The following is a 25,985-nucleotide window of genomic DNA, read 5'->3' as shown; positions in this document are numbered from 1 at the left end:
CCGGGCGCTTTCGCACGGAGTCGGCGGGTTGTTAACCCGCTGTTGTGCGTTCGTTGGGCCGATCACCGAAAAGCCGGAATAACTTCTGCCGGGTGCCAGCAAGCAACCGCGAGGCTCCTCCGCCCGCCCTCCGTGTGGCCGTACTCGCCGATTCCGACACCCGCTGGAAATGGGGAGCGCTCACCGCGCGCCGCCTTTCCGCGGAACCGGACGCCGTCCACCTGACCGGATACCTGCTGCGCGGCCGGGCCACCCCCACCGCGCGCCAGCTCGGCGAGGTCGGGGTCCGGGCGGACCGGCTCACCGAGGTCACCTGCGCGCAGTTCCTCGCCGAACTCTCCGCGCCGCGGGGCGAGTCCGGCGCCACCGGAGACCCCGCGTACGACGTGGTCGTGCTCGCCCTGGTCGGCGGCGCCGTCCAGGCCGTCCTGCACGGAGCCCGGGCCCTGTGGCCCGAGCCGGCCGCGCGGCCGGTGTTCGTCACGGGGTACGTCGGAGTCGTCTACGAGAAGCTCGCCGACGGCCTGCTGCTGCGCCACGGGGCCGACCTCGTCCTCGCCAACTCCCGCCACGACGCCGAGCGGTTCCGCGCCGTGTACGAGGGGGTCGGCGCCGACGCCGGAGCCGTCGTGGAAACCGCCCTGCCCTTCCTCGCACCGGCCGACGCCCACACGTACGAGCCCGTGTCGAGCGAGGCCCACCGCGTGGTCTTCGCCGTCCAGCCCTCCGTCCCGGACAACCGCGCGGACCGCACGTACCTGCTGCGCCGCGCCGCGGAGCACGCCCGGCTGCACCCCGGGCGCGAGGTGCTGATCAAACTGCGCAGCCGGCCGGGGGAGCACACCACGCACCTGGAGGAGCTCCCGTACCAGCGCCTCGCCCAGCAGCTCCCCGGCGGCCTGCCCTCCAACTGCCGTCTGGTGTACGGGAACATGGGCGAGGTCCTGGACACCACGGACCTGCTGGTCACCGTCTCCTCCACGGCGGCACTGGAATCCCTCCACCGGGGCATCCCGACGGCCGTGCTGACCGACCTCGGCGTCCGCGAGATCCTCGGCAACCACCACTTCCTGGGCTCCGGCTGCATGGCCTCCTGGACCCAGCTCGACGCGGGCCTGCTCCCCAAGGCCGACCCGCACTGGCTGGCGGCCCAGGGCGTGGGCACCCCGCAGGCCGGCCCGGCCGAAGCCTCCGGCGCCCACGACCCCCACACCGCCGCACGGGCACGGCTCACGCAGCTGCTGGCCGGGCGGCCGCTCCCGGCCGTGGCGCCCCACTACACGCAGGACACCGCGCCGGGCTACCTGCCGGGGATCCTGGCCCGGCACCATCTCGGCCCCGACGGGCACCCGCTGCCCGGTGCGCCCCGGCCCGCGGCCGGGGAGTCCCGGCTGCGCCGCCGGCTCCGCGCCCACCTGCGCGAAGCTGCCCGGGGCGCCTACCGCCACGGCGTCCAGCGCGTCGCGCCGGTGATCCGCCGCCTGGGGGAGCTGTGAGCCCCCGCCCGGCCGGAGCCGTCACCCGCGCCGCCGTGGCGCGCGCCGCCGCCACGCGCGCGGCGGCCACCCGCGCCGCCGCCACGCGTGCCGCTGCCCCCGCCGTTCCCGAGGCCACGGCCGCCGTCACCGCCGCAGTCACCGCCGCCGTCCCCGCCCCGGCCACCGCGGGGTCCCTCCGCGAGGCCCGCGCCGTGCCCAGGGTGCTCGCCGTGATCCCGGCACGCGGGGGGTCCAAGGGCGTGCCCGGGAAGAACCTGGCCGACGTCGGCGGGATGCCGCTCGTGGTCCGTGCCGTCCGCGCCTGCCTGGGCGCCGCGACCGTCACCGATGTGCTGGTGTCCACCGACTCCGCCGCCATCGGGGAGGCCGCCCGAGAGGCCGGGGCCGTGGTGCTGCGGCGGCCCGCCGGGATCTCCGGGGACACCGCCACCAGCGAGGCCGCCGTGCTGCACGCCCTCGACTCCTTCGAGGAACTGCACTCCGTCACCGTCGACGTGGTCCTCCTCGTCCAGTGCACCAGCCCCTTCGTCACCGCCTCCGACGTGGAGTCCGTCGCCGCCGCCGTCGCGTCGGGCGCCGCCGACTCCGCGCTCACCGCGGCCCCCTTCCACGGCTTCCTCTGGCGGGCGGCCCCCGACGGGTCCGGGAGCGGGGTCAACCACGACATCGCGTACCGCCCCCGCCGCCAGGACCGCCCCCAGGACCTCCTGGAGACCGGCGCCGCCTACGCCATGGACGCCGCCGGATTCCGGACCGCCCGCCACCGCTTCTTCGGGCGGACCGTCCCGGTCGCCACCGATCCGGCACGGGTGCTGGAGATCGACGACCCCCACGACCTGGCCCGGGCCCGCGCCCTGGTCCCCGTACTCGCCCCCGCGGCCACCCCGGCCGCCCCGCCCCTCCTCACCTCGGTCCACACCCCGGTCCACACCCCGGTCCACACCCCGGTGCCGGCACCCCTGCCCGCACCCGCCCGTACTCGTACACCCCACGCTCCGAAGGACAGCCCTGCCATGACGCTCCCCCCCACCCCCCGCCTCCGGACCTTCGGCTCCCGTCCCGCCGGCCCCGGCCACCCCGTCTACGTCGTCGGCGAGATCGGCATCAACCACAACGGCGAGCTCGGCAACGCCCTCGCCCTCATCGACGCCGCCGCCGAAGCCGGCTGCGACGCCGTGAAGTTCCAGAAGCGCACCCCCGAGATCTGCACCCCCCGCGACCAGTGGGACATCGAGCGCGACACCCCCTGGGGCCGGATGACCTACATCGACTACCGCCACCGCGTGGAGTTCGGCGAGGAGGAGTACCGCGCCATCGACGAGCACTGCGCCAAGCGCGGCATCGACTGGTTCGCCTCCCCGTGGGACACCGAGGCCGTCGCCTTCCTGGAGAAGTTCGACGTCCCCGCCCACAAGGTCGCCTCCGCCTCGCTGACCGACGACGAACTGCTGCGCGCCCTGCGCGCCACCGGCCGCACCGTCGTCCTGTCCACCGGCATGTCCACCCCGAAGCAGATCCGGCACGCGGTGGAGGTGCTCGGCAGCGACAACATCCTGCTCTGCCACGCCACGTCCACGTACCCGGCCAAGGCCGAGGAGCTCAACCTGCGGGTGATCAACACCCTCCAGGAGGAGTACCCGAACGTCCCGATCGGCTACTCCGGCCACGAGACGGGCCTGCAGACCACCCTGGCCGCCGTCGCCCTGGGCGCCACCTTCGTCGAGCGCCACATCACCCTCGACCGCGCGATGTGGGGCTCCGACCAGGCCGCCTCCGTCGAGCCGGGCGGCCTGACCCGCCTGGTCCGCGACATCCGCACCATCGAGACCGCGCTCGGCGACGGCATCAAGCGGGTCTACGACTCCGAGCTCGGCCCGATGAAGAAGCTCCGCCGCGTCCAGGGCGAGCTCGCCTCGGTCTGATCCTTCCCGCGCCCCTCGCGCCCCTCGCGCCCCTCGCGCCGCTCGGCCCCGGCGGGCCCCACGGGCTTCGGGGCGCCGCGCCGGACTCCGTCCGGCGGTACGCCTGCCGTGGCCGCACCGTTCCCCTCCACCCTCCGACGAGGAGTACCTGGTGACCCGCTCAGCCCCCGCACCGACCCTGGCCTTCGTCGAAAGCCCGGTCCAGCTCCTCAACGTCCTGGAGTGGGCGCACGCCCAGGGCGCCGGCCGGCTCCTCGGAGTCGTTCCGCCCCAGCCGGCCCGCGGCGGCGGCAAGGCGCCCGGGCCGGCGGGGGCCGCCGGGGCGGGGGCCGCGGCGGGCCTGCGGATCGTGGTGCTCCCGCCCACCGACCCCATGTCCCGGGGGCAGCTGCGCCGGATGGCGGGGCTGGCCCGCGACGAGGGGCACGAGGTGCGGTGGCAGGAGGCCCGCGGCGGCCGGTTCGCGCCGCTCAAGGCGCTGGCCGCGCTCGGGCGCGAGGTGCGGGCGGCCGAGCGGGTGGTGATAGGGGATCCGTTCTCCCGCTACGTACAGCTCCTGCTCACGCTCGTCCGGGCCGAGGAGCTCGTCGTGGTCGACGACGGCACCGCGACCATGGAGTTCGTCGCCCAGACGGCCCGCGGCGAGCGCCTCGTGCGCTGGCACCGGGTCGGCGGCGGAGGCCTTCCGGGCCGGCTGCGCGAGCTGGCGTACGCGCCGGTCTCCGCGACGGCCCGGCGCCGCTTCACCCCGGGCCCCGGGGGCCGGCGCGTCGAGGTGTTCAGCTCGATGCCGGTCACCGCGCACGGCGGGATGACCGTACGGCTCAACGACTTCGCCTGGACCCGGGCCCGGTTCGGCCCGCCCCTGCTGACCAAGGGCACCGACCTGGTCGGGACCTCGCTGGTGGAGACCGGCGTGGTCGACCCGGACCGCTACCTGGAGGCGGTGCGCGCCCTGACCCTGGAACACGGGGCCACCCGCTACTTCGCCCACCGCCGGGAGTCCCCGGAGAAGCTGCGCCTGCTGAGCGAGGCGACCGGGCTGGAGATCGTACGTCCGGACCTGCCGCTGGAGCTGATCGCCCGGCGCGGTCCGGTCGGCCGGACGATCGTCAGCTTCCCCTCCACGGTCGTCCACACCCTGCCCTACGCGCTGATCGGCACCGGAGTGACCGTGGCCGTATGCGATGTCGATCCGAGCTGGCTGACCCCGTCGGCCTCGGAGCGGGCCCGCGGTTTCCTCGCCGGAGTCACCGACACCGCCCGTGATGTGCACAGACTTCCTGCTCAGACGGCTTCGGCGGCCGGATGAGTGCATGAATGAGCGCGCGAGTTTACCCGCGCCTCCATCCGGTCATGCGTCCAGAGGCCGGGTTTCTTTCCCCTAACGGCATGAACTTTTGGTGATCTCCAGCCAGTTGACCCATGGGTGCGCCTACCCTTGAACGGGTGAACCAGTTGATGTCCCGCGAGTCCCAGACCGCCCAGCCCGCCGCGCCCGACCGGCCCGAGCTGCCCGGCAAGCTTCCGGACCACCTGCGCGCCGAACTGATCGCCTTCCGCCGGGACTTGCACATGCATCCCGAGCTAGGACACCAGGAGTTCCGCACCACGGCGGCGATCAAGGCCCGGCTGGAGAAGGCCGGCCTGCGCCCGAGGGTGCTGAAGTCGGGCACCGGGCTCATCTGTGACGTCGGCACCTGGGACGGCGTACGTCCCATGCTGGCCCTGCGCGCGGACATCGACGCCCTGCCCATCCCGGACGCCAAGACGCACGTCCCGTACCGCTCGACCGTCCCGGACCGCGCCCACGCCTGCGGCCACGACGTGCACACCGCCGTGGTGCTCGGCGCCGGCCTCGTCCTCGCCGAGCTCGACCGCAAGGGCGAGCTGCCCCGGCCGGTGCGGCTGCTCTTCCAGCCCGCCGAGGAGGTGCTGCCGGGCGGCGCCACCGAGGCCATCGACTCCGGGGTGCTGGACGGCGTCGGCAAGATCATCGCCCTGCACTGCGACCCCCGGGTCGACGCCGGCCGGATCGGCCTGCGCACCGGGGCCATCACCTCGGCCTGCGACCGGCTGGAGGTCGCCCTCGAAGGCCCCGGCGGGCACACCGCCCGTCCGCACCTGACCACCGACCTGGTGACGGCGGCCGCCCGGCTCGCCCTCGACCTGCCGGCCCTGCTGACCAAGCGGATGGACGCCCGCTCGGGCATGTCGGTGACCTGGGGCCGGATCGAGGCGGGGCACGCCTGCAACGTCATCCCGATGCACGCGGAGCTGTCCGGAACCGTTCGGTGCCTCGATCTGAACTCCTGGCACGAGGCCCCGGACCAGATCCACGCGATCATCGACGAGATCGCCTCGATGCACCGCGCCAAGTCGGAGATCACCTACGTGCGCGGAGTCCCCCCGGTCGTCAACGATCCGGTGGTCACCGAGCTGCTGCGCGAGGCCATGGGCGCCCGCCGCGGGGCGGACTCGGTCGAGGACACCGAGCAGAGCCTGGGCGGCGAGGACTTCTCCTGGTACCTGGAGCACGTCCCCGGAGCCATGGCGCGCCTGGGCGTCCGTACGCCCGGGGACACCGCGAAGCGGGATCTGCACCGGGGCGACTTCGACGTGGACGAGACCGCGATCGGGGTCGGCGTGGAGTTCTTCACGGCCGCGGCCCTGCTCGACGGGCGCCCCGCCGACCAGCGCGAAGGGCGGCGCGCCCGGCTCGCGGGCTCCGCGGGGTAGGGAGTTCTTTACACAATCGGCGATCGATCCGGCGGACGCGTCCGGCCCTTGGTACACATGGGGCGGACGCGTCGGCAGTCACGGATCGGTCACTGTCTGATTCACGACGATCCGATAACGACTCATGAACGGGCCTTTAACTGACATCTACGCGCGTTACGATCGCGGCGAAACCAGCGCCGGTCGTGGCGCTTCGGTCAGGTTTTGAAGGAGCCTCCCCTTGCGCCGGATCACCAGGATCGCCACCGTGGGCATCGCGTCCGCGGCGCTGGCCCTCTCGGCCACCGCCTGTGGCGGTAAGAAGTCCTCGGACTCGTCCTCGTCCGCCTCCTCCTCTTCGGAGGGTTCCGCCGCCATCGCGTACGACATCGGTGGCCGCGGCGACCAGTCGTTCAACGATGCCGCCTACGAAGGCCTGCACAAGGCCGAGACGGACCTGAAGATCAAGGGCGCCCAGGCGGAGCCCACCGACGGCGAGGGCGAGGCCGACAAGGTCCAGCGCCTCACCGAGCTGGCCCGCAAGGGCAACAACCCGGTCATCGGCGTCGGCTTCGCCTACGCCCCGGCCATCAAGAAGGTCGCCGAGAAGTTCCCGAACACCACGTTCGGCATCATCGACGACACCTCGGTGCAGGCGAAGAACATCGCCAACCTCGTCTTCAACGAGGAGCAGGGCTCCTACCTGGCCGGCGTCGCCGCCGCCAAGGCGTCCAAGACCGGCACGGTCGGCTTCATCGGCGGTGTCGAGGTTCCGCTGATCAAGAAGTTCGAGGCGGGCTTCACCCAGGGCGTCAAGGACACCAACCCGAACGCCAAGGTGCTCACCCAGTACCTGACCCAGCCGCCGAACTTCGACGGCTTCGCCAAGCCCGACCTGGGCAAGGCCGCGGCCGAGGGCCAGCTCGACAAGGGCGCCGACGTGATCTACTCGGCCGCCGGTCTGGCCGGCTCGGGTGCCATCGAGGCCGCCTCCGGCAAGGGCAAGTGGTCCATCGGCGTCGACTCGGACCAGTACAACCAGGCCGGTCTGGCCAAGTACAAGGACTTCATCCTGACCTCGGTCACCAAGGACGTCTCCGACTCGGTGTACGACCTGATCAAGTCGGTCAAGGACGGCAAGCCCGAGTCCGGCGAGGTCCGCTACGGCCTGGACAAGGACGGCGTCGGCCTGGCCGACTCCAACCCGAAGTACAAGGAGATGACCGACCTCGTCGCCGCGGTCGACAAGGCCAAGGCCGACATCATCGCCAAGAAGATCACGGTCAAGACCACGCCGTAAGGCGTCGTCCGGCCCGCATCACGCGTGAACCCGGGGTCCGGGAAGCGGTCTCCATCGCTCCCGGGCCCCGGCCCGTGTCACGTGGTTTCATGTGATCTTGTGGCCGGGTGGCCGCAAGTTTTCACTTCCGACAGTGCTACGCGCGTAGAAGCATCGTGGACGCGATACTTTCTCCCCCCGCCCTGTCCCCTCCCTGCCTTCAGCTCCTTCCGCGCCAAGGAGAGTGCGTCATCAACGCGTCCAGCCCGCCCCCCGCCGTAGAACTGCACGGCATCACCAAGCGCTTCCCCGGCGTCGTCGCCAACAAGGACATCGCGATCACCGTCCGCAAGGGCACGGTCCATGCCCTCGTCGGCGAGAACGGCGCCGGCAAGTCGACGCTGATGAAGATCCTCTACGGCATGCAGAAGCCGGACGAGGGCACCATCGCGATCGACGGGGAGCAGGTCTCCTTCAGCAGCCCCGGCGACGCCATCGCCCGCGGCATCGGCATGGTGCACCAGCACTTCATGCTCGCCGACAACCTCACCGTCCTGGAGAACGTCGTCCTGGGCGGCGAGAAGCTGTACGGCATCGGCGCGAAGGCCCGCAAGAAGATCAGGGAGATCTCCGACGCGTACGGCCTGGGCGTCCGCCCCGACGCCCTCGTCGAGGACCTCGGTGTCGCCGACCGCCAGCGCGTGGAGATCCTCAAGGTCCTCTACCGCGGCGCGAAGATCCTCATCCTCGACGAGCCGACCGCGGTGCTCGTGCCGCAGGAGGTCGACGCGCTCTTCGACAACCTGCGCGAGCTCAAGTCCGAGGGCCTGACCGTCATCTTCATCTCGCACAAGCTGGGCGAGGTCCTGAAGGTCGCCGACGACATCACGGTCATCCGGCGCGGCACCACGGTCGGCACCGCCGACCCGCGCACCACCACGCCCAAGCAGCTCGCCGAGCTGATGGTCGGCTCCGAGCTGCCCTCGCCGGAGACCCGCGAGTCCACGGTGACCACCGTCCCGATGCTCCAGGTCGAGCGGCTGACCGTCGCCGAGGGCGGCGTGCCCGTCGTCACCGAGGACACCGCCCGCACCCCGGGCCTGCCGGACGCCAACCTGCGCGAGGCCCCGGTCGCCGGCCGCCTGCTGCTCGACGGGATCAGCTTCACGATCCACAAGGGCGAGATCCTCGGCATCGCGGGCGTCGAGGGCAACGGCCAGACCGAGCTCATCGAGGCCCTCATGGGCATGCTGAGCCCCGACGCGGGCGTCATCACCCTCGACGGCAAGGACATCACCAAGTCCCCGGTGCGCAAGCGCCGCGAGGGCGGCATCGGCTACATCCCCGAGGACCGCCACCGGCACGGTCTGCTGCTGGAGTCCTCCCTCTGGGAGAACCGCATCCTCGGCCACGTCACCGAGGCCCCCAACTCCAAGCGCGGCATCATCGACCCGAAGGCCGCCCGCAAGGACACCGAGCGGATCGTGCGCGAGTACGACGTCCGCACGCCCGGCATCGAGGTCACCGCGGCCTCGCTCTCCGGCGGCAACCAGCAGAAGCTGATCGTCGGCCGCGAGATGAGCCACAACCCGAAGTTCCTCATCGCCGCCCACCCCACCCGCGGTGTGGACGTCGGTGCGCAGGCGCAGATCTGGGACGCGATCCGCGAGGCCCGCCGCGAAGGCCTGGCGGTCCTGCTGATCTCCGCCGACCTGGACGAGCTCATCGGCCTGTCCGACACCCTGCGCGTGATCTACCGCGGCCGCCTGGTCGCGGACGCCGACCCCGCGACCGTGACCCCCGAGGAACTCGGCACCGCCATGACGGGCGCCGCATCCGGACACCTCGACGCCACGGACGCCACCGACAACCACTCCGCCGCCGGCACGGATGTCCGTACCGACTCCCCGGAGGACGAGGCCCGATGAAGAAACTCGACAAGGACCGGCTGCTCCTCGGCTTCGCCGGGCCCGCGCTCGCGCTGGTCACCGCCTTCCTGCTGACCATGGTGGTCCTGGCGGCGACGGGTGTGGACCCGATCGAACCGCTGCGGATCATGGTGGAGAACGCGGGCTACGAGGACGTCCAGGTCCTCATCGTCAACCAGGCCGGTACGTACTACCTGGCGGCCCTGGCCGTGGCCGTCGGCTTCCGGATGAACCTCTTCAACATCGGCGTCGACGGCCAGTACCGCCTCGCGGCGATGCTGTCGGCGGTCGTCGGCGCGGCGGTCTCGCTGCCCGGCCCGCTGCACATCCTGCTGATCGTGGTCGTCGCCATGCTGGTCGGTGCCTCCTGGGCCGGCATCGCGGGCATCCTGAAGGCCAAGCGCGGAGTCAGCGAGGTCGTCTCCACGATCATGCTGAACGCCATCGCCACCAGCCTGATCGCCTGGCTGATCCTGCCGAAGAACCTCGGCGTCCAGCCCCAGGGCTCCAACGACCTGACCACCGGCGAGATCGCGAAGTCGGGCTGGTTCCCGGCGATCTCCCTCGGCGACGGCCTGGAGATCTACGGCTTCACCTTCATCGCCTTCGCGCTGGGCATCGTCTACTGGTTCGTCCTGGGCCGCACCCGCTTCGGCTTCGACCTGCGCGCCACCGGCGCCAGCGAGTCCGCCGCGCAGGCCTCCGGTGTGGACGCCAAGAAGATGATCATCACCTCGATGCTCATCTCCGGCGCCGTCGCCGGCCTCGCCGGCATGCCGGTGCTGCTGGGCGAGAGCCACACGTACAGCCTGTCCTTCCCGGTCGGTGTCGGTTTCACCGGCATCACCATCGCGCTGCTCGGCCGCAACCACCCGGTCGGCATCTTCTTCGCCGCGTTCCTGATGGCCTTCATCGACAAGGCCTCGGCCTCGCTCGACACGGCCGGGTACGCGAAGGAGATCGGCACGATCATGAAGGGCCTGATCGTGATCGCGGTCGTCGTCTCCTACGAGCTCGTCCGCCGTTACGGGATCCGACGCCAGCAGCAGAAGGTCGGCGAGGAGCTGGCCGCGGGCCACGCCATCACGACCGAGAAGGAGGTCTCGGCGTGAGCACCAGCACCGTTTCCGCGACCAGCGCCGCGCCCAAGAAGCAGGGCGGACGCACCAAGCTCACCCTCCCCTGGATCATGCTGATCATCGCGGGCGGCCTCGCGCTCGTCTCGCTGGTCCGCGTGATCAGCGGCGCGGACGACCTGACCTCCATCGGCCAGGTCTCCGGCGCGCTCTCCCTCGCCGTCCCGATCGGCCTCGCCGGCCTCGGCGGCCTGTGGGCCGAGCGCGCGGGCGTCGTCAACATCGGCCTCGAGGGCATGATGATCCTCGGCACCTGGTTCGGTGCCTGGGCCGGCTACCAGTGGGGCCCGTGGACCGGCGTGATCGCCGGCCTGATCGGCGGCGCCATCGGCGGCCTGCTGCACGCGATCATCACGGTCACCTTCAACGTGAACCACATCGTCTCCGGTGTGGCCATCAACATCCTGGCGCTGGGCTTCACCCAGTACCTGTCGAACTTCACGTTCGCCGAGGCGCCGGGCGGCTCCTCCAAGCAGTCCCCGCGCGTCGAGCCGATCTACGAGATCACCGTGCCGGGGCTCTCGGACTGGATGGCCACCCTCCAGGGCAAGCACTGGTTCTTCGTCTCCGACCTCGCGGGCCTCGTCGGCGGCCTGGTCACCGGCCTGTCGCTGCTGACCGTCGTGGCGCTGCTGCTGATCCCCGGCACCTGGTGGGTGCTGTGGCGCACCACCTTCGGCCTGCGGCTGCGCTCCTGCGGCGAGAACCCCGTCGCCGCCGAATCCCTCGGCGTCAACGTCTACAAGTACAAGTACATCGCCGTGATCGTCTCGGGCGCCCTCGCGGGCCTGGGCGGCGCGTTCCTGTCGATCGTGGCCAGCCCGATCTACCAGGAGGGCCAGACCGGCGGCCGCGGCTACATCGGCCTCGCCGCGATGATCTTCGGCAACTGGATGCCCGGCGGCATGGCGCTGGGCGCCGGCCTCTTCGGCTTCACCGACAGCCTCAAGCTGCGCGGCGGCGCCGAGAACGTCCACGCGATGCTGCTGCTCATCGCGATCCTGCTCGTCCTGGTCGTGGCCTGGCAGCTGTACAAGAAGCGCTACGTCCCGGCGGGCGTCTCGGCGGTCTTCGCCGTGCTGCTCTTCCTCTGGTACGCGCTGACCGACCAGGTGCCCAGCCAGTTCGTGGACGCCGCCCCGTACCTGACCACGCTGCTGGTGCTCGCGCTGTCCGCGCAGCGCCTGCGCATGCCGAAGGCGGACGGCATGCCGTACCGCAAGGGCCAGGGCAAGTGACGGCCGCTCCCGACTGGGACGCCCTGCGCGAGGCCGCCCGGGAGGCGATGTCCCGGGCGTACGCCCCGTACTCGGGCTTCCCGGTCGGCGTCGCGGCGCTGGTCGACGACGGCCGCACCGTCGTCGGCTGCAACGTGGAGAACGCCAGCTACGGGCTCGGCCTGTGCGCCGAATGCGGGCTGGTCTCCTCCCTCCAGGCCACGGGCGGCGGCCGCCTCACGCACTTCACGTGCGTGGACGGCAAGGGCGAGATCCTCGTCCCCTGCGGCCGCTGCCGCCAGCTCCTCTTCGAGTTCGGCGGCGCCGAGCTCCTGGTGGAGACGCCGGAAGGCGTGCTGCCGCTCTCCGCGATGCTGCCGCAGGCCTTCGGGCCGGACCACCTGAGATAGCCGCGGCGACGGCCCTCCGCCCTGCCGGGCGGGGGGCCGCCGTCCTTTCCCCTCATCTCCCTCTCCTCTCTCTATGCGCGTAGAAGGAAGCACTTCCATGGACGTCATCTCCGTCATCCGCACCAAGCGCGACCGCGGTGAACTGAGCCCCGAGCAGATCGACTGGGTCATCGACGCGTACACGCGCGGCGTGGTCGCCGACGAGCAGATGTCGGCGCTGGCGATGGCCATCCTGCTCAACGGCATGAACCGCACCGAGATCGCCCGCTGGACCGCCGCGATGATCGCCAGCGGCGAGCGGATGAACTTCGACTCCCTCTCCCGCCCGACCGCGGACAAGCACTCCACCGGCGGCGTCGGCGACAAGATCACCCTGCCGCTGGCCCCGCTCGTCGCCGCCTGCGGCGCGGCCGTACCGCAGCTCTCGGGCCGCGGCCTCGGCCACACCGGCGGCACCCTGGACAAGCTGGAGTCCATCCCCGGCTGGCGCGCCCTGCTCTCCAACGAGGAGATGCTGCACGTCCTGGACACCACCGGCGCCGTCATCTGCGCGGCCGGCGACGGCCTGGCCCCGGCCGACAAGAAGCTCTACGCGCTGCGCGACGTGACCGGCACCGTCGAGGCGATCCCGCTCATCGCCTCCTCGATCATGTCCAAGAAGATCGCCGAGGGCACCGGCTCGCTCGTCCTGGACGTGAAGGTCGGCACCGGCGCCTTCATGAAGAACATCGAGGACGCCCGCGAGCTGGCCCGCACCATGGTGGGCCTGGGCACGGACAGCGGCGTCAAGACGGTCGCCCTGCTCACCGACATGTCCACCCCGCTCGGCCTCACCGCCGGCAACGCCCTGGAGATCCGCGAGTCGGTCGAGGTCCTGGCCGGCGGCGGCCCCTCGGACGTCGTCGAGCTGACCCTGGCCCTGGCCCGGGAAATGCTGGACGCCGCGGGCATCAAGGACGCCGACCCGGCGAAGGCCCTGGCCGACGGCTCCGCGATGGACGTCTGGCGCCGGATGATCGCGGCCCAGGGCGGCGACCCGGACGCGGCGCTGCCCGTCGCCCGGGACCAGCACGTGGTCACCGCCCCGTCCTCGGGCGTGCTCACGCGGCTGGACGCGTACGGGGTCGGCGTGGGCGCCTGGCGCCTGGGCGCCGGCCGCGCGCGCAAGGAGGACCCGGTGCAGGCGGGCGCGGGCATCGAGCTGCACGCGAAGCCGGGCGACACGGTCACGGCCGGCCAGCCGCTGATGACCCTGCACACCGACACCCCGGAGAAGTTCGACTACGCCCTGGCGGCGCTGGACGGCACCTTCGACATCGCGGCGCCGGGCACGGCCTTCTCGGCGACCCCGATCGTGCTGGACCGCATCGCCTGACCTCCCCACCCGCATGGCTGAACGGGACCGGTGGACACCCGCCGGTCCCGTTCCGCATGCCGGGGCGGCGCCGCGGCGCCGATGAGTTCCGGGCCGCGGGCGAGTCATCCTCTCGTGACGATCACACGACTCGTACTGCCCGGGCCCGGACCCACCGCCGCCGACGCCGCGCTGCTCTGCGCCCGGCTGGCCCTGCTCTACGACGCCGGGGCGAGCGAGGTGGTGTGCGACGCCGCCGCGGTGGGCGTGCCCGGGCTGGCCCACGTGAACGCGCTGGCCCGGCTGCGGCTCACCGCCGGGGGCCGGCCCTTCCGGGTGGCCGGGGTCGGCCCGCCCTTACGCGCCCTGCTGGACCTCGTAGGCCTCGTCGAGCTGCTCGGGGAGCCCGAAGAGCGGGAACCACCGGGCGGTGTCCAGGAAGGCGTTGAGCCCGGCGATCCTGCCGTCTGACACCTCCAGCACCTGGAGCGCCCACGGGGTCCAGCCGGGCCGCCCGTCCTCCCGGGGCCGGTACTGGCCGAAGGCGGGCATGCCGTTCGCCGTGGTCGGGACCAGCCGCGAGCCCTTGCAGCCGATGCCCTGGTTCAGGTGCCAGGCCGCGATGTCCTCGTGGCCCTGGAGCCACAGGTCGAACGGCGGCATCGACAGCACCGCGTCCTCGTGGAGCAGGGCGGTCAGCCGGGAGATGTCGTACGCCTCGAAGGCGGCGAGGTACTGCTCCAGCAGCTTGGCCTGGCCGGTGTCCAGCGGGTCCGCGGCCTCGCTCTCCCGGATCCGGGTGGCGGCGAGGGTGGCGCGGGCCCGCTGCAGGGCGCTGTTCACCGAGGCGACGGTGGTGTCCAGCAGGGTGGCGACCTCGTCGGCCTTCCAGGCGAGCACCTCGCGCAGGATCAGGACCGCCCGCTGCTTCGCCGGCAGGTGCTGGAGCGCGGCGACGAACGCGAGCCGTACGGACTCCTTGGCCAGCGCCATCTCCGCCGGGTCGGCGGTCTGCGGCAGCACCCGCCCGTCGGGCACCGGCTCCAGCCAGGTCACCTCGGGCCGCTCGTTGAGCACGGCGGAGGCCTGGTGCTGCGGGGCGCTCAGGTCCATCGGCCGGGCCCGCTTGTTCCCCGCGTTCAGCAGGTCCAGGCAGACGTTGGTGGCGATCCGGTACAGCCAGGAGCGCAGGGAGGAGCGGCCCTCGAACTTCGCGTAGCTCCGCCAGGCACGGATGTACGTGTCCTGCACCGCGTCCTCGGCGTCGAAGGCGGAGCCGAGCATGCGGTAGCAGTAACCGGTGAGCTCCACGCGGTAGCGGTCGAGCGCCGCGTCGAGGTCGGGTGCGAGTTCGGTGGCTTCGGTCATGTCCCTTGATCCCCCTGGGTGGTTCCCGGTCCTTCGGAAACTACCCGAGGGGTCTGACAACCGCAGCCCGGCACGCGGCGCGCCGCCCGCCGGCGGAACGTTCCGCTACACCTGCCACCGGGCCCGGACCACCCCGTCGGGGTCCGGCAGCACGCCTGTGAACAGGGGATCGTGCGCGTCGGCGTACACCGGCAGCAGGGCCGCGGCCCGTGCCCCGGCGAGCACCTCCGCCAGCTCCGCGCGGTCCTCCTCGTCGACCCCGGCGCTGCGGATCCGGCCGTCCGCGTCCTCCCAGACGCACTCCAGCGAGAACTCCTCCGGGAGCCCGGCGAGCAGCCCGGCGGTGTCGGCGGACAGCCCCGGCCAGACGTGCAGGCGTGCGCGCGGGGCCAGCCCGGCCCGCAAGGCGCCGAGCCGTCCGCGCAGGCCGGTGCCGTGGCCGTCGCCGTCGCCGTCGCCGTCGCCGTCGCCGTCGGCGTGGCCGTCGCCGTCGATGCGGTGCCAGCGCGTCCAGGCCTGCTGTTCCTCGACGAGCCCCGCCTCGCCGCGCGCGGCGCTCGCACGCACCCGCTCCCAGAACTCCTCGTCGGCGGCCCGCAGCTCGTACGGGCCGTCGAACTCGGGATCGTACGGCGAGAAGTCGATCGGCTCCGCGAAGATCCCGAGCTCCCGGGTGCGGGCCACGGCCGCCCGGCACGGGGTGCGGGAGGCGACGTAGACGTACAGGTCCCACCCGACCTCCACGGTGAAGACCTGCCGGCCCTCCTCCGTGGACTCCATCCGGCAGGAGGGCCCGTCGCCGCGGAGCATGCCGCGCACGAGCTCCAGCGCGACCGCCAGCGGCACCCGCGCACCGTCGTGGAACCCGGCCGGGCCGTCCGGGAACAGCCCCGTCAGCCCGTACCCCTCCATCGCGGGCTCCCGCCCGAAGCATCCGGACCCGGACCCGCCGCTGACCTGCGGTTCCCGCACGGTGAGCTGGTCGACCCCGCTCTCGCGCGCGAAGGCGGCAACGGCCGCCAGGTACGCGGCCTCCACCGGCCCGTGGTCGCTGTCGGTGTCCTCGGTGCCCCGGTAGGTCCCGTCGGGCGCCCGGTCGGCGGGGTGGTACTTGGTCACCCGGTACGCGTGGGGCAGGAACGGCACGTCAGACCCCGCCTTCGGGCGCGGCTCCGTACGGCGGGACGGTCCACCGCAGCACGCTCTCGCCCGCGCGCTCCTCCAGGGTCACCGGATACACCTGCCCGTGCGCCCGCTCGCCGCGGTGCCGCACGGAAGGGTCCCCCGGGTCCCAGCCGATCCCGAGCACCCGGCAGCCGCCGACCTCGACGGCCGCGGTCCGCAGCGGGTGGCTCCGGCGGGCCCGGCCGAGGAGGCCGGCCGCCGCGTCCCCGGACGCGAAGGCGTCCAGGGCCCGGGCGTCGCCCAGGACCATGCCGCGGCGGTCGACCGGGAGGTCGCCGAGGGGGACCGGGGCGGGGCCGTGGGTCCAGGGGAGGCCGAGGGCCGTCTCCAGGGTCGAGATCACCGGCTCGCCGTCGAAGGGGGAGGGGACGGTGCGGGCCCGGACCTCCAAGGGCCGGCCGGCGGCGGCCGGGACGGCCACGGCCTCGTGGCCCCGGGGTCCGGGCCCGGCGGCCCCGCCGTCGTGGAGGGGGCCGCCGCCCCTCTCCGCGAGCGCCAAGGCCCGCTCCGAACGGGGCGGGTCACCGTCCGGCCGGTGGCCGATCCAGCCGCCCGTGCCCAGCAGGAGCACCCCCGAGGGGGCGTCGACCGTACCGAGCGGCAGCTCCGGGAGGTCCGGGACGGTCCACGACGCCGGCGGGCGGAAGTCGCACCAGGTGCCGTCGAAGGGGTAGGCGGCCGCCTCGATGAGCCGCGTGACGCGGACGCCCTCCGCGCGGATGGCGGCGGCCTCGGCCGCGGTCCAGTACACCGGGTGGCCCGTCTTCGCGGCGAAGGATTCCTCGTCCTTCCACTCCCACGCGCGGTCCGGGGTCACCGTGATGTCGAGTTCCTGGTCGGTCACGTGGACGTCCTCGCCGTCCCGGGTGCGGACACGGGATTCGAGGTTCACGTACCAGCTGCGGAACTCCAGCCCCCTCGTGAAGCTCCACCACACCGCGTGCCCCGCCCCGGCCGGCTGCAGGATCAGCGCGCCCCCGTGCCGCCACCGGTCGGGCCGCAGCGGGTACGAGCCCTCCGGCGGCAGGTCCCGCAGGTGGGTGCCGGGCGGGAGGGTGGCGCGCCAGAGCGGGGTGCCCGGGGCCACCCACAGGAGCAGGCCGCCGTCGCCGGACTCCACCACGCGGGCGGGGACGATCATGCTGACCGTGCTGCCGAGTATGAGGTGAAGGGTGACTGTCGACATGGTCGGTGATCATGCCATCCGCCGGTTGCGACTCCCTTGGGCGGCTGGGCGACTGGGCGGCCGGGCGACTGGGCGGCCGGGCTGCTGGGCGGCAGTTCTCAGTGCGTCGGCAGCGCCGCGATCCGGGCGCTGCGGGCCACGTGGGACCCGTACAGGGTGATGGTGACGACCCCGGCCACCGCGAGCAGGGCGAGGGTGACCGTGGCCGCCCAGCCCGCCGAGTGGTAGGCGAGGGCGCCCAGCGTGCCGCCGGCGCTGGAGCCGACGTAGTACGCCGACTGGTAGAGCGCCGAGGCCTGCGCGCGGCCCGTCTTCGCCGTCCGGCTCACCGCCGCCGAGGCGACCGCGTGCCCGGCGAAGAAGCCCGCCGTGATCAGGACCAGCCCGAGGAGGATCGCGACGAGGGACTCCGCGAGGGACAGGAACAGGCCCGCCGCCGTCGTGGTCACCGCCAGGTACAGCGCCCCGCGCCGGCCCAGCCGGGCCACCAGCTGCCCGGCCGCCGCCGAGGAGACCGTACCGACCAGGTAGACCAGGAAGATCGAGCCGATGAGGCCCTGCCCGAGCGAGAACGGCTCGTCCACGAGGCGGTAGCCGATGACCGTGTACACCGCCCCGAACACGGTCATGAACAGCGCGCCGATCCCGTACAGCCGCAGCAGCAGCGGATCGCGCAGGTGCCCGGAGACGGTACGTCCCACCGCGCGCGGGTTCAGCGAGGCCGGGCGGAAGAACCGGGCCCGGGGCAGCAGCACCAGGAACGCCGCCGCGCAGGCCAGCGACATCAGGCCGACGGTCAGCAGCCCGCCGCGCCAGCCCCAGGCCTGGGCCGCCCAGCCGGTGACGAGGCGGCCGCTCATGCCGCCGATGGAGTTGCCCGCCACGAACAGGCCGATCGCGGCGACCAGCGCCTTCGGCTTCACCTCTTCCGCCAGGTACGCCATCGCGGAGGCCGGGACGCCGGCGATCGCCGCGCCCTGGACGGCGCGCAGCGCGATCAGCCACTCCAGGTTCGGCGCGAAGGGCACCAGGAGGCCGACGCCGACGGCGATCACCATCGAGCAGGTCATCATCCGGGTCCGGCCGAAGCGCTCCGACAGTGCGCTGAGCGGCAGGACGAACAGGGCGAGGGCGCCGGTGGCCGCGGAGACCGTCCAGCTGGCCTGACCCGCCGTCACGCCGAAGCCCTCGGAGATCGCGGGCAGCAGCGCCTGGGTGGAGTAGAGGAGGGCGAAGGTGGCCAGTCCGGCGGCGAAGAGCGCCAGGCTGAGGCGGCGGTAGCCGGGACGGCCGGGCTCGTGCGCCTCGGGTACGGAGGCGGGGAACGACGGGGTGGAGGCACCCGGGATGACGGATGCCCCGGTATGAGCGGGAGGCATGCCTACGACCGTAGGGCCGTCCTTTTCATGCGTCCAATGCACAACATCGAGATAATCGATCCATCCGTGCATCAACCCAGGTCAGATGGGTGCCTATCGATGAGTCGTTACGAAGAAGACATGGCCGTGACACAGACGCTGGCCCCGCGCCTCGCGTACTTCGCCGCCGTCGCCCGGCACGAGCACGTCACCCGCGCCGCGCAGGAGCTGGGCGTCCCGCAGTCCACCCTGTCGCGGGCCATGGTCCGCCTCGAACAGGACCTGGGCGTCACGCTGTTCGCCCGCAAGGGCCGTACGGTCGCGCTCACCACGGCGGGCCGCACCTTCCTCGCCTCCGCGGAACGCTCGCTGGCCGAGATCGCCCGCGCCGCGGGCTCCGTGCAGCAGGACGCCGACCCGTCCTTCGGCAAGGTCGCCTTCGGCTTCCTGCACACCCTGGGCCCCGAAACCGTGCCCGGCCTGATCCGGGCCTTCCGCGCCGACCACCCCGGCGTACGGTTCTCCCTGGTCCAGAACTACGGCGAGGCCATGCTGGAGCGGCTGCGCGCCGGGGAGCTCGACCTCTGCCTGACCTCACCGCTGCCCGACGCCCCGGACCTGGTGGCCCGCCGGCTCGACGAGCAGCGACTGCGGCTCGTGGTCCCCGACGACCACCGGCTCGCCGGGCGCAAGCGGATCCGCCTCGCGGAGGCCGCCGAGGAAACCTTCGTCACCCTGGAGCCCGGCTACGGGCTGCGCCGCATCACCGACGACCTGTGCGCGGAGGCCGGGTTCACGCCCCGGGTCGCCTTCGAGGGCGAGGAGGCCGAGACCCTGCGCGGGCTCGTCGCCGCCGGCCTCGGCGTCGCGCTGCTGCCGCCGCCCGCGGTGGCCCGGCCCGGGGTCGTCGAGCTGACGGTCACCGCCCCGCGCGCCGTCCGTGAGATCGGGGTGGCCTGGCTCGACGGGCACCCGGACACGCCGCCGGTGGCGGAGTTCAAGCGGTTCCTGCTGTCCCGTCGGGGGCGTCTGATCCCGGAGCTCCAGCCGGAGGGTGCGTGAGCGGGGCCGTCGCGTCCGAGGATGCCGCGGAGGCCGCTGCTGCCGTCGCCGTCGCCGTCGCCGACAGCAGGAACCCGGCCTGGAAACGGGACTTGGCCCCCACCGCCCGCATGATCTCGGCGATGTGCCGCTGACAGGTCCGCTCCGACATGCCGAGCCGGCGGGCGATGACCTTGTCCTCCAGCCCCTCCGCCAGCAGCCGCACGATGGTCTGGCGCAGCTCGTCGGAGATGGAACGGGCCTGCTCCGGCCCGATGGTGGTGCTGAAGGGCTCGGCCTCCGACCAGCAGCGCTCGAAGGCCTGCACCATGAAGTGGACGACGTTGGGCTCGCGCACCACCAGCGCCGCCTTGATGTCGTCGTGCACCTCCATCAGCCCGGTGTGCCGGTCGACGAGGATCATCCGCATCAGCCCGTCGCCGACGGTACGGACCTGCGAGCCGAGGGCGGTCACCCGCTCGACGTAGGCGGCCGTCGGGCGGGAGTAGCGGGCGGTGTGCTGGTAGAGGGTGCGCATCTTCACGCCCCGGGCCAGCATCGCCTCGTCCCGCACCACCGCCCCCTCCAGGGTCGCGGTGCTGCGCCCGCCGCCCGGGTGGCAGGTCAGCACCTCGGACTCGGCCGAGGCGACGAGCTCCCCGATCAGGTCCTGCAGCGCGGCCGGGTCGGTGACCAGCTCCAGGGCGTTCGCCCCGCCGCGGTCGCGCCGGTCGGTCCCCGCTTCGTAGGCGGGGAGCAGCTCCTCCAGGCGGACGCGCAGCCGGTCCATCTCGTCGTGGGTCTCGCGCACCTGCAGGGCCAGCGGGGCCAGCGTCCGGGCCACCGCGGCCCGCGGGGAGACGGCGCTCCAGTGCGTCCCGGCGGGCTCTCCGGGGCGGCCGCCGTCCGGGCCGCCGTCCGAGGTGGCGGCCGGGAGGGAGCGGGGCTGGATCAGGTGGGCCGCCGCGAGCTCGGTGAGGGCGGCGCCGACGGACTCGCCGAGCTCCTCGCCGGCCTCCGTCTCGGAGAAGGCGTGCCGTTCGGCCGCGTACGCGTAAAGACGGCGGGCCACGGGGCTCAGCCGCTCCGTTTCATCCGATGGCATATGCATATTCGTCCCGGCTTGTGCCGATGTGTAAACCCCTCGTGTTCCCGCAAGGCACCAAGACGATGCCCTCCGATCTTCGTGAGGATAGGCCTAACCGGCACAGTGGTACCACGGCGTTCTCGGGGGAGGGCGCGGGCATTCCCACGTCCGCGCTTCGCCGGCCTGGCACCGCGCCCTCGCGCGGGCGTGTGCCTCCAGGTGGTCGCGCCGGGCCCGCTCATGTCATCCGGCCGGGAGGGGACGGCGCGGCCGGCACGGACGGCCCCGCGCGACCGCCACCACATCCGGGCACCCAGCACCGGGCACCCAGCACCGGGCACCCCCACGCCGGGTGACGGCGCCGGGTGCCCGGCGCCTTCAGCCGCGCAGGGACCGCCCGTAGCCCGAGGCGAGCGGCATCCGCAGACCCAGCGGCGGGGGAGCCGCCAGCGCGTCGGTGACCGGCCGCGAGTAGGGCCCGCTGAACACGGAACCCAGCACGAAGTCCACTGACAGGGCCACGACTTCGTCCTGGTGCTCGCGCAGTCCGTGCCCGTCCGAGTGCACCTCGAAGCGGCACGTCGTACGGTTTGCCTTCTTCGCCCGCATGGCCAGCCGGTAGGACAACTCCGGGTCGCTGCGCGCGTCGTTGGTGCCGTGCACGATCAGGACCCGGCGCCCCGAGAGCTGCTTCACGGGTTCGGGGGAGTCGGCCGCGGACTGCCGGGGGAGCGAAGGGGCGAGCGCCAGAACGGAGTTGACGGCCTCGTGGCCGGCCGCGGCGAGCGCCGCCCGGCCGCCCGCGTCGTACCCGGCCAGGCAGACGGGTACGTCCCCGTACCGCCGGACCACCTCGTCCGCGGCCCACTCCGCGTCCCCTTCGCGGGTGCCCGCGCCGTGGATGACCTGGTGCGTGACCAGCCCGTCCGCCGCGCCCGCGCGGGCCAGGGCCCGAGCCAGCGGACGCACCGGACCGGGGGACAATCTGGACGCTCCGGGGAGAAGGAGCACCACACCACTGACCGTTGAGACCGAGCCGGTCGCGCCGGCCGCCCGCCCCAGGCGGGCCCCGCGCGCCGGCGGCGCATGCTGTGCCATGACGGAACAGTCTCAGACGCCGAGGTGTACGCCACCCGTCCGCGCGGTCACTGTTACATATCGGGGGCGGACTCCGTCTCACCGCTCTACGCGCGTAGGAGCTAGAGTGCCCAGATGACGAGCGAGACCCTCAACCTGCCCACCCCGGATCAGATCCGCCGCTCCCCGAAGGTGCTCCTGCACGACCACCTCGACGGTGGCCTGCGCCCCGGGACCATCATCGAGCTGGCGCGCGAGGTCGGATACGAGAACCTTCCCGAGTCCGACGCCGACAAGCTCGGCGTCTGGTTCCGGGAAGCCGCCGACTCCGGCTCCCTCCCGCGCTACCTGGAGACGTTCGCCCACACCTGCGCGGTCATGCAGACGAAGGCGGCCCTGTTCCGGGTGGCCGCCGAGTGCGCCGAGGACCTCGCCGAGGACGGCGTCGTCTACGCGGAGATCCGCTACGCGCCCGAGCAGCACCTGGAAGCCGGCCTGACCCTCGAAGAGGTCGTCGAGACGGTCAACGAGGGCTTCCGCGAGGGCGAGCGCCGCGCGAAGGCCAACGGCCACCGGATCCGCGTCGGCGCGCTGCTGACCGCGATGCGGCACGCGGCCCGCGCGCTGGAGATCGCGGAGCTGGCCAACCGCTACCGCGACAACGGCGTCGTCGGCTTCGACATCGCCGGCGCCGAGGCCGGGTTCCCCCCCACCCGCCACCTCGACGCCTTCGAGTACCTCAAGCGCGAGAACAACCACTTCACCATTCACGCGGGCGAGGCCTTCGGCCTGCCGTCGATCTGGCAGGCCCTGCAGTGGTGCGGCGCCGACCGGCTCGGCCACGGCGTGAAGATCATCGATGACATCGAGGTCGCCGCCGACGGTTCCGTGACGCTGGGCCGCCTGGCCTCGTACGTCCGGGACAAGCGGATCCCGCTGGAGATGTGCCCGACGTCGAACCTGCAGACGGGCGCGGCGCTCTCCTATGCCGAGCACCCGATCGGCCTGCTGCGGAAACTGCACTTCAGGCTGACCGTCAATACCGACAACCGGCTGATGAGCGGTACCAGCATGAGCCGTGAGTTCGAGCACCTGGTCGACACCTTCGGCTACTCGCTCGACGACATGCAGTGGTTCACCGTCAATGCGATGAAGTCCGCGTTCATTCCTTTCGATGAACGACTGGCCATGATCAACGACGTGATCAAGCCCGGTTATGCGGAGCTGAAGTCGGAATGGCTGTTCCGTCAAACCGCTTCCACCAGCGGTTCCGTCTCGGCCTAGGCCATGGCGTGACGGACTGAAAGCGCCCGGGAGGAGCAATTCCCGGGCGCTTTCTCGTATTGAATGATGTTTGCGGGAGGGGGTTTGAAGTGACTAGTTTGCGGAGCCGCTCATTTCCCCGTCGCAAGGACGATTCTTCATGAAGCAGTCAGCTGCCAAGACCCTCGGTGTCGCCGCTCTCGGTGCCGCCTTCGCCGCCGTCGCCGCCGGTACCGCCTCGGCCGCCGCCGTCCCCGCCGTCGGTCTCGGTGACGCGCTGGGCACCGTCACGGGCGCGGTCCAGGGTGCGACCAGCCAGCAGCACGTGAGCCCCGAGGACGGCCAGCAGGCCCCCGACGCCTCGGACCCGGCCGCCGCGCTCGGCACGGTGACCGGCCTGCTCGGCGGTCTGCCGACCAGCGGCCTCGGCGCCTGATCCACTCCGGATCCCCGCTCGGATCCGTACACGACCCGTACGCGATTCGTACGCACGCCCACGCGGCGCACACCTCTTCGAGCAGGTGTGTGCCGCGTCGCGGCATGTGCCAGGATCACCGCCAACTGCCCGCCAACACCCTGGGTATGAGGTTTCGGTCATGCGCATGAAGGCACGAACGGCCACGGCCGTGCTGCTCCCCGCCCTGCTGTCCGTGATGGCGGGCTGCGGAAGTACGAACACCCCCGCCTCCGGCACGGGGCCGGACCCGAAGGGCTCCGCGAGCGCACCCGGCCGGTCCGGGCAGTCCGGGTCGGCAGGCTCGTCCGGCGCGTCCGCGGCCGCGGGAGCCCCCGGCTCCGCGGACACCGGCGGCGCCGGGACGGGCGCCACGGCGGGCACCGGCGGCACGACCGCCCCCCGGCGGGGCTCCAGCCGGCTGGAGCGCGCGGCTCTCGAACAGGGCGACCTGGCCGGGTACCAGATCTCCGCGAACGGCAAGAACCCTCACGCCCCCGACGGCCAGCCGCAGGCGGACCGCAAGGCCTGCCAGCCGCTCGCCGACATCATGGGCGACAAGCCCGACCCGGCGGCCCGCGAGACCGTCAACCGGGGCATCGGCTCCCAGAAGCAACTGGGCCTGGCCGTCTCCGCCTCCGTCAGCTCCTACGCCGAGTCCGACGCCAAGGCGCTGATCGCCCGGCTGAAGGACGCCGTGGCCGCCTGTGCCACCGGGTTCACCGCCACCGTCGAGAAGCAGAGCGGCACCTACCGCGACGTGAAGGCGGCCGACTACAAGACGGGCGGCGACGAGAGCGTCAGCTGGACCACGACCGCCGCCGCCGAGGGCGTCACCGCCCAGGTGCACCTGGTCGTCGTCCGCCAGGGCGACACCGTCATGCGCCTCATGGCGCTCAACGTCACGGGCGGGCGCCAGACCCCCCAGGTCCCGCACGAGGTCGCGGACAAGCAGCTCCAGAAGGTCCGCGCCGCGCGCTGAATTCCGATTACCAGCCGGTGGCGGCGGCGGAGGAGGCGCTCGGCTTCTCGTTCGGCAGGAGCACCCACAGCGCCAGGTAGAGCAGGAACTGCGGGCCGGGCAGCAGGCACGAGACGACGAAGATGATCCGCATCGTGTTCGCGGATATTCCGAATCGGCGCGCCAGACCGGCACAGACTCCGCCGATCCATCGTCCGTCACGGGGGCGGGCAAGGGCGCTCATGGTCTCTCCTCGGTCGTCGTGCGGTCCGCGGGACGTTTTCCCGCGATGCCTCAATACTCCCGCTGAACAGAGGACAGAACGTCGGTCCAGGGGCCGAGCCCGACCCTGGTAATTCTCGGGGTATCCCCCTGAGAACGCCGCAGCCGCAACCTCAGGGCCGGCACGACGGCCAGGTGCGCGAGCATCACGCCGAGGGTGTTCAGCAGCACCGAATCCACATCGACCACCTGACCCGGCACCGCCATCTGGAACATCTCGATGCCGACCGAGACCAGCGCGCCCGCGGCGGCCGTCCGGGCCAGCGAGGACCACGTGGCCAGCGGCGAGAGCTCCACCCGGCCGCTGATCAGCGGAAGCAGCACCCCGAGCGGGGCCAGCAGCGCCAGCCCGCCGCCGATCCGGCGGGCGGCCTCCAGGGGCCCGTAGGAGAGGTCCGCCCTGATCCCCTCCAGCGGGGTCAGATTGGCGGCCGCCGCCCAGGGAACGTCCAGCGGGCGCAGCATCAGCCAGCCGACGAGGAGGAGGTGGGCGATCAGCAGGACCCCGGCGAGGAGCCGGATCCACAGGTGTACGGCAGCGCTGCCGCTGCCCTTGACACGGTTGCCCTTGAGACGGTGCACGCCAGTGGAGACGCGGGTTCCGGTGCCCGCGGTTCCGGGGAAACCGCCGGTCAGCCCGTGGCGAGCAGCACAATCAGGATGAGCGCGCCGACGACACAGGGCGCGATGATCTCGTACGACCAGGAGACCTTCACGGGGCCCTGGGCGCCGGGCCGCGAAGCGCCGCGCTCCTGCAGCTCCCGCAGGTCCTCCACGATCTGGTCGGCTGTGGCGCGCCGGATGTCCTCGTCCGGGGTCCGGGCCTGCCCGTTGCCCAGGCCGAGCCGGCCCGCCTGGCGCCGGTTGGCCTTCTTGCGCTCCCGCAGGGAGACCGGAACGGACCACAGCTGGTACGTCGCCCCCTCCGCCAGCACCTCGGCGGAGAACCGGGCGCGCACGGTGTCCACGGCGGCCCAGGGCAGCTCGATGACGCGGAAGGGGTTGCGCACCCGCAGCCGGTCGGCGCCGGCGAAGACGGCGGGACGGACCGTGAACGCGGCGATGAGCGGGGCCACGCACAGGAGGACGGCGAGGGCGATCCACGGGACGTTCCCGGAGCCCCGCACCACGGCGTCCCCGCAGAGCCACGCGAGCAGTGCCAGCAGCACCACTCCGGTGACGGTGGCCATCGTGGAGCGGTAGACCCGGTCGTCGTACGCCGGCTCTTCGGTGGGCTGATCGCTGCTCATGCGGCCGATT

General features: G+C 72.7%; 24 protein-coding genes and 1 pseudogene. 16 read left to right on the top strand and 9 right to left on the bottom strand.

The genetic code is table 11. The annotated features are described in order from the left end of the window. Nucleotides 1-92: 92 nt before the first annotated feature. The 12 genes and pseudogenes from ACWCP2_RS14550 (at nucleotide 93) to ACWCP2_RS14495 (ending at nucleotide 13,934) form a co-directional block, all read left to right on the top strand. On the top strand, nucleotides 93-1,496 hold the full coding sequence (locus tag ACWCP2_RS14550) for a DUF6716 putative glycosyltransferase (protein WP_450908914.1): 1,404 nt from the start codon (nucleotides 93-95) through the stop codon (nucleotides 1,494-1,496). Further along, nucleotides 1,493-2,062 (top strand): annotated as a pseudogene (locus ACWCP2_RS14545) (acylneuraminate cytidylyltransferase family protein); the annotation flags it as partial. The gene ACWCP2_RS14550 and the pseudogene ACWCP2_RS14545, both read left to right, overlap by 4 nt. Nucleotides 2,063-2,512: 450 nt before the next feature. Then, nucleotides 2,513-3,421 (top strand): N-acetylneuraminate synthase family protein, encoded by a 909-nt coding sequence (locus ACWCP2_RS14540; protein WP_450908963.1) that lies wholly within the window; start codon nucleotides 2,513-2,515, stop codon nucleotides 3,419-3,421. Between the two features lie 148 nt (nucleotides 3,422-3,569). Then, nucleotides 3,570-4,733, top strand: a complete 1,164-nt coding sequence (locus ACWCP2_RS14535; protein ID WP_450908962.1) for a hypothetical protein — start codon at nucleotides 3,570-3,572, stop codon at nucleotides 4,731-4,733. 149 nt (nucleotides 4,734-4,882) lie between these two features. After that, the gene (locus ACWCP2_RS14530; RefSeq protein ID WP_450908961.1) at nucleotides 4,883-6,160 is read left to right on the top strand and encodes an amidohydrolase; all 1,278 of its coding nucleotides are present in this window, start codon (nucleotides 4,883-4,885) and stop codon (nucleotides 6,158-6,160) included. A gap of 220 nt (nucleotides 6,161-6,380) precedes the next feature. Beyond that, nucleotides 6,381-7,439, top strand: a complete 1,059-nt coding sequence (locus tag ACWCP2_RS14525) for a BMP family lipoprotein (protein WP_450908913.1) — start codon at nucleotides 6,381-6,383, stop codon at nucleotides 7,437-7,439. A gap of 263 nt (nucleotides 7,440-7,702) precedes the next feature. Next, the gene (locus tag ACWCP2_RS14520) at nucleotides 7,703-9,346 is read left to right on the top strand and encodes an ABC transporter ATP-binding protein (RefSeq protein ID WP_450908960.1); all 1,644 of its coding nucleotides are present in this window, start codon (nucleotides 7,703-7,705) and stop codon (nucleotides 9,344-9,346) included. Then, nucleotides 9,343-10,458, top strand: coding sequence for an ABC transporter permease (locus ACWCP2_RS14515; RefSeq protein WP_450908912.1), 1,116 nt, complete (start codon nucleotides 9,343-9,345; stop codon nucleotides 10,456-10,458). The genes ACWCP2_RS14520 and ACWCP2_RS14515 overlap by 4 nt, the downstream gene beginning before the upstream one ends. Further along, a complete protein-coding gene (locus ACWCP2_RS14510; RefSeq protein ID WP_450908911.1) occupies nucleotides 10,455-11,720 on the top strand; it encodes an ABC transporter permease in 1,266 nt (421 codons plus the stop codon). The genes ACWCP2_RS14515 and ACWCP2_RS14510 overlap by 4 nt, the downstream gene beginning before the upstream one ends. After that, nucleotides 11,717-12,109 carry a cytidine deaminase gene (locus ACWCP2_RS14505; RefSeq protein ID WP_450908910.1) on the top strand — a complete coding sequence of 131 codons (393 nt, stop codon included), beginning with the start codon at nucleotides 11,717-11,719 and terminating at the stop codon, nucleotides 12,107-12,109. Before ACWCP2_RS14510 ends, ACWCP2_RS14505 begins: the two co-directional genes overlap by 4 nt. 97 nt (nucleotides 12,110-12,206) lie before the next feature. Further along, entirely contained in the window at nucleotides 12,207-13,484 is a 1,278-nt protein-coding gene (locus tag ACWCP2_RS14500; RefSeq protein ID WP_450908909.1) for a thymidine phosphorylase, read from the top strand. A 114-nt stretch (nucleotides 13,485-13,598) separates the two neighbouring features. Further along, a complete protein-coding gene (locus ACWCP2_RS14495) occupies nucleotides 13,599-13,934 on the top strand; it encodes an STAS domain-containing protein (RefSeq protein ID WP_450908908.1) in 336 nt (111 codons plus the stop codon). On the opposite strand, the gene ACWCP2_RS14490 is transcribed toward ACWCP2_RS14495, so the two are convergent. The 4 genes from ACWCP2_RS14490 to ACWCP2_RS14475 all read right to left on the bottom strand — a co-directional run bounded on the left by ACWCP2_RS14490 (nucleotide 13,821) and on the right by ACWCP2_RS14475 (nucleotide 18,581). Further along, on the bottom strand, nucleotides 13,821-14,831 hold the full coding sequence (locus tag ACWCP2_RS14490) for a sigma-70 family RNA polymerase sigma factor (RefSeq protein ID WP_450908907.1): 1,011 nt from the start codon (nucleotides 14,829-14,831) through the stop codon (nucleotides 13,821-13,823). The two genes, ACWCP2_RS14495 and ACWCP2_RS14490, sit on opposite strands and share 114 nt — an antisense overlap. Before the next feature lie 105 nt (nucleotides 14,832-14,936). Next, nucleotides 14,937-15,977, bottom strand: a complete 1,041-nt coding sequence (locus ACWCP2_RS14485; protein ID WP_450908906.1) for an RNA-binding protein — start codon at nucleotides 15,975-15,977, stop codon at nucleotides 14,937-14,939. 1 nt (nucleotide 15,978) lies between these two features. Continuing rightward, nucleotides 15,979-17,202: a DUF402 domain-containing protein gene (locus tag ACWCP2_RS14480; protein ID WP_450908905.1), complete on the bottom strand. Its 1,224-nt coding sequence runs from the start codon at nucleotides 17,200-17,202 to the stop codon at nucleotides 15,979-15,981. 98 nt (nucleotides 17,203-17,300) lie between these two features. Next, nucleotides 17,301-18,581, bottom strand: a complete 1,281-nt coding sequence (locus ACWCP2_RS14475) for an MFS transporter (RefSeq protein WP_450908904.1) — start codon at nucleotides 18,579-18,581, stop codon at nucleotides 17,301-17,303. A 99-nt stretch (nucleotides 18,582-18,680) separates the two neighbouring features. Here ACWCP2_RS14475 and ACWCP2_RS14470 point away from each other — a divergent pair, with 99 nt between their 5' ends. Beyond that, nucleotides 18,681-19,622, top strand: a complete 942-nt coding sequence (locus tag ACWCP2_RS14470) for a LysR family transcriptional regulator (RefSeq protein WP_450908903.1) — start codon at nucleotides 18,681-18,683, stop codon at nucleotides 19,620-19,622. Here ACWCP2_RS14470 and ACWCP2_RS14465 read toward each other — a convergent pair. Together ACWCP2_RS14465 and ACWCP2_RS14460 are read right to left on the bottom strand one after the other, a co-directional pair. Beyond that, complete coding sequence (locus ACWCP2_RS14465) at nucleotides 19,558-20,706, bottom strand: LuxR C-terminal-related transcriptional regulator (protein WP_450908902.1); 1,149 nt, start codon at nucleotides 20,704-20,706, stop codon at nucleotides 19,558-19,560. The genes ACWCP2_RS14470 and ACWCP2_RS14465 overlap by 65 nt on opposite strands. A 360-nt stretch (nucleotides 20,707-21,066) precedes the next feature. Then, nucleotides 21,067-21,786: an alpha/beta hydrolase gene (locus tag ACWCP2_RS14460; RefSeq protein ID WP_450908901.1), complete on the bottom strand. Its 720-nt coding sequence runs from the start codon at nucleotides 21,784-21,786 to the stop codon at nucleotides 21,067-21,069. 114 nt (nucleotides 21,787-21,900) lie between these two features. On the opposite strand from ACWCP2_RS14460, the gene ACWCP2_RS14455 reads away from it, so the two are divergent. The 3 genes from ACWCP2_RS14455 to ACWCP2_RS14445 all read left to right on the top strand — a co-directional run bounded on the left by ACWCP2_RS14455 (nucleotide 21,901) and on the right by ACWCP2_RS14445 (nucleotide 24,464). Next, nucleotides 21,901-23,049, top strand: a complete 1,149-nt coding sequence (locus ACWCP2_RS14455; protein WP_450908900.1) for an adenosine deaminase — start codon at nucleotides 21,901-21,903, stop codon at nucleotides 23,047-23,049. Nucleotides 23,050-23,188: 139 nt separating this feature from the next. Beyond that, nucleotides 23,189-23,464, top strand: coding sequence for a hypothetical protein (locus tag ACWCP2_RS14450; RefSeq protein ID WP_450908899.1), 276 nt, complete (start codon nucleotides 23,189-23,191; stop codon nucleotides 23,462-23,464). A gap of 166 nt (nucleotides 23,465-23,630) precedes the next feature. Beyond that, the gene (locus ACWCP2_RS14445) at nucleotides 23,631-24,464 is read left to right on the top strand and encodes a hypothetical protein (protein ID WP_450908898.1); all 834 of its coding nucleotides are present in this window, start codon (nucleotides 23,631-23,633) and stop codon (nucleotides 24,462-24,464) included. 7 nt (nucleotides 24,465-24,471) lie between these two features. Here the strand turns inward: ACWCP2_RS14445 and ACWCP2_RS14440 are convergent, their stop codons facing one another. The 3 genes from ACWCP2_RS14440 to ACWCP2_RS14430 all read right to left on the bottom strand — a co-directional run bounded on the left by ACWCP2_RS14440 (nucleotide 24,472) and on the right by ACWCP2_RS14430 (nucleotide 25,975). Continuing rightward, nucleotides 24,472-24,687 carry a PspC domain-containing protein gene (locus ACWCP2_RS14440; RefSeq protein ID WP_450908897.1) on the bottom strand — a complete coding sequence of 72 codons (216 nt, stop codon included), beginning with the start codon at nucleotides 24,685-24,687 and terminating at the stop codon, nucleotides 24,472-24,474. Between the two features lie 50 nt (nucleotides 24,688-24,737). Further along, a complete protein-coding gene (locus ACWCP2_RS14435) occupies nucleotides 24,738-25,253 on the bottom strand; it encodes a VanZ family protein (RefSeq protein ID WP_450908959.1) in 516 nt (171 codons plus the stop codon). A gap of 104 nt (nucleotides 25,254-25,357) precedes the next feature. Further along, nucleotides 25,358-25,975, bottom strand: coding sequence for a PH domain-containing protein (locus tag ACWCP2_RS14430; RefSeq protein ID WP_450908896.1), 618 nt, complete (start codon nucleotides 25,973-25,975; stop codon nucleotides 25,358-25,360). Between the last annotated feature and the right edge of the window lie 10 nt (nucleotides 25,976-25,985).

The sequence above is a fragment of the Streptomyces sp. NPDC002104 genome (assembly GCF_053593795.1).
The sequence above is the reverse complement of the archived record's forward strand: the minus strand, read 5'-3'. Positions and strand labels throughout refer to the sequence as shown.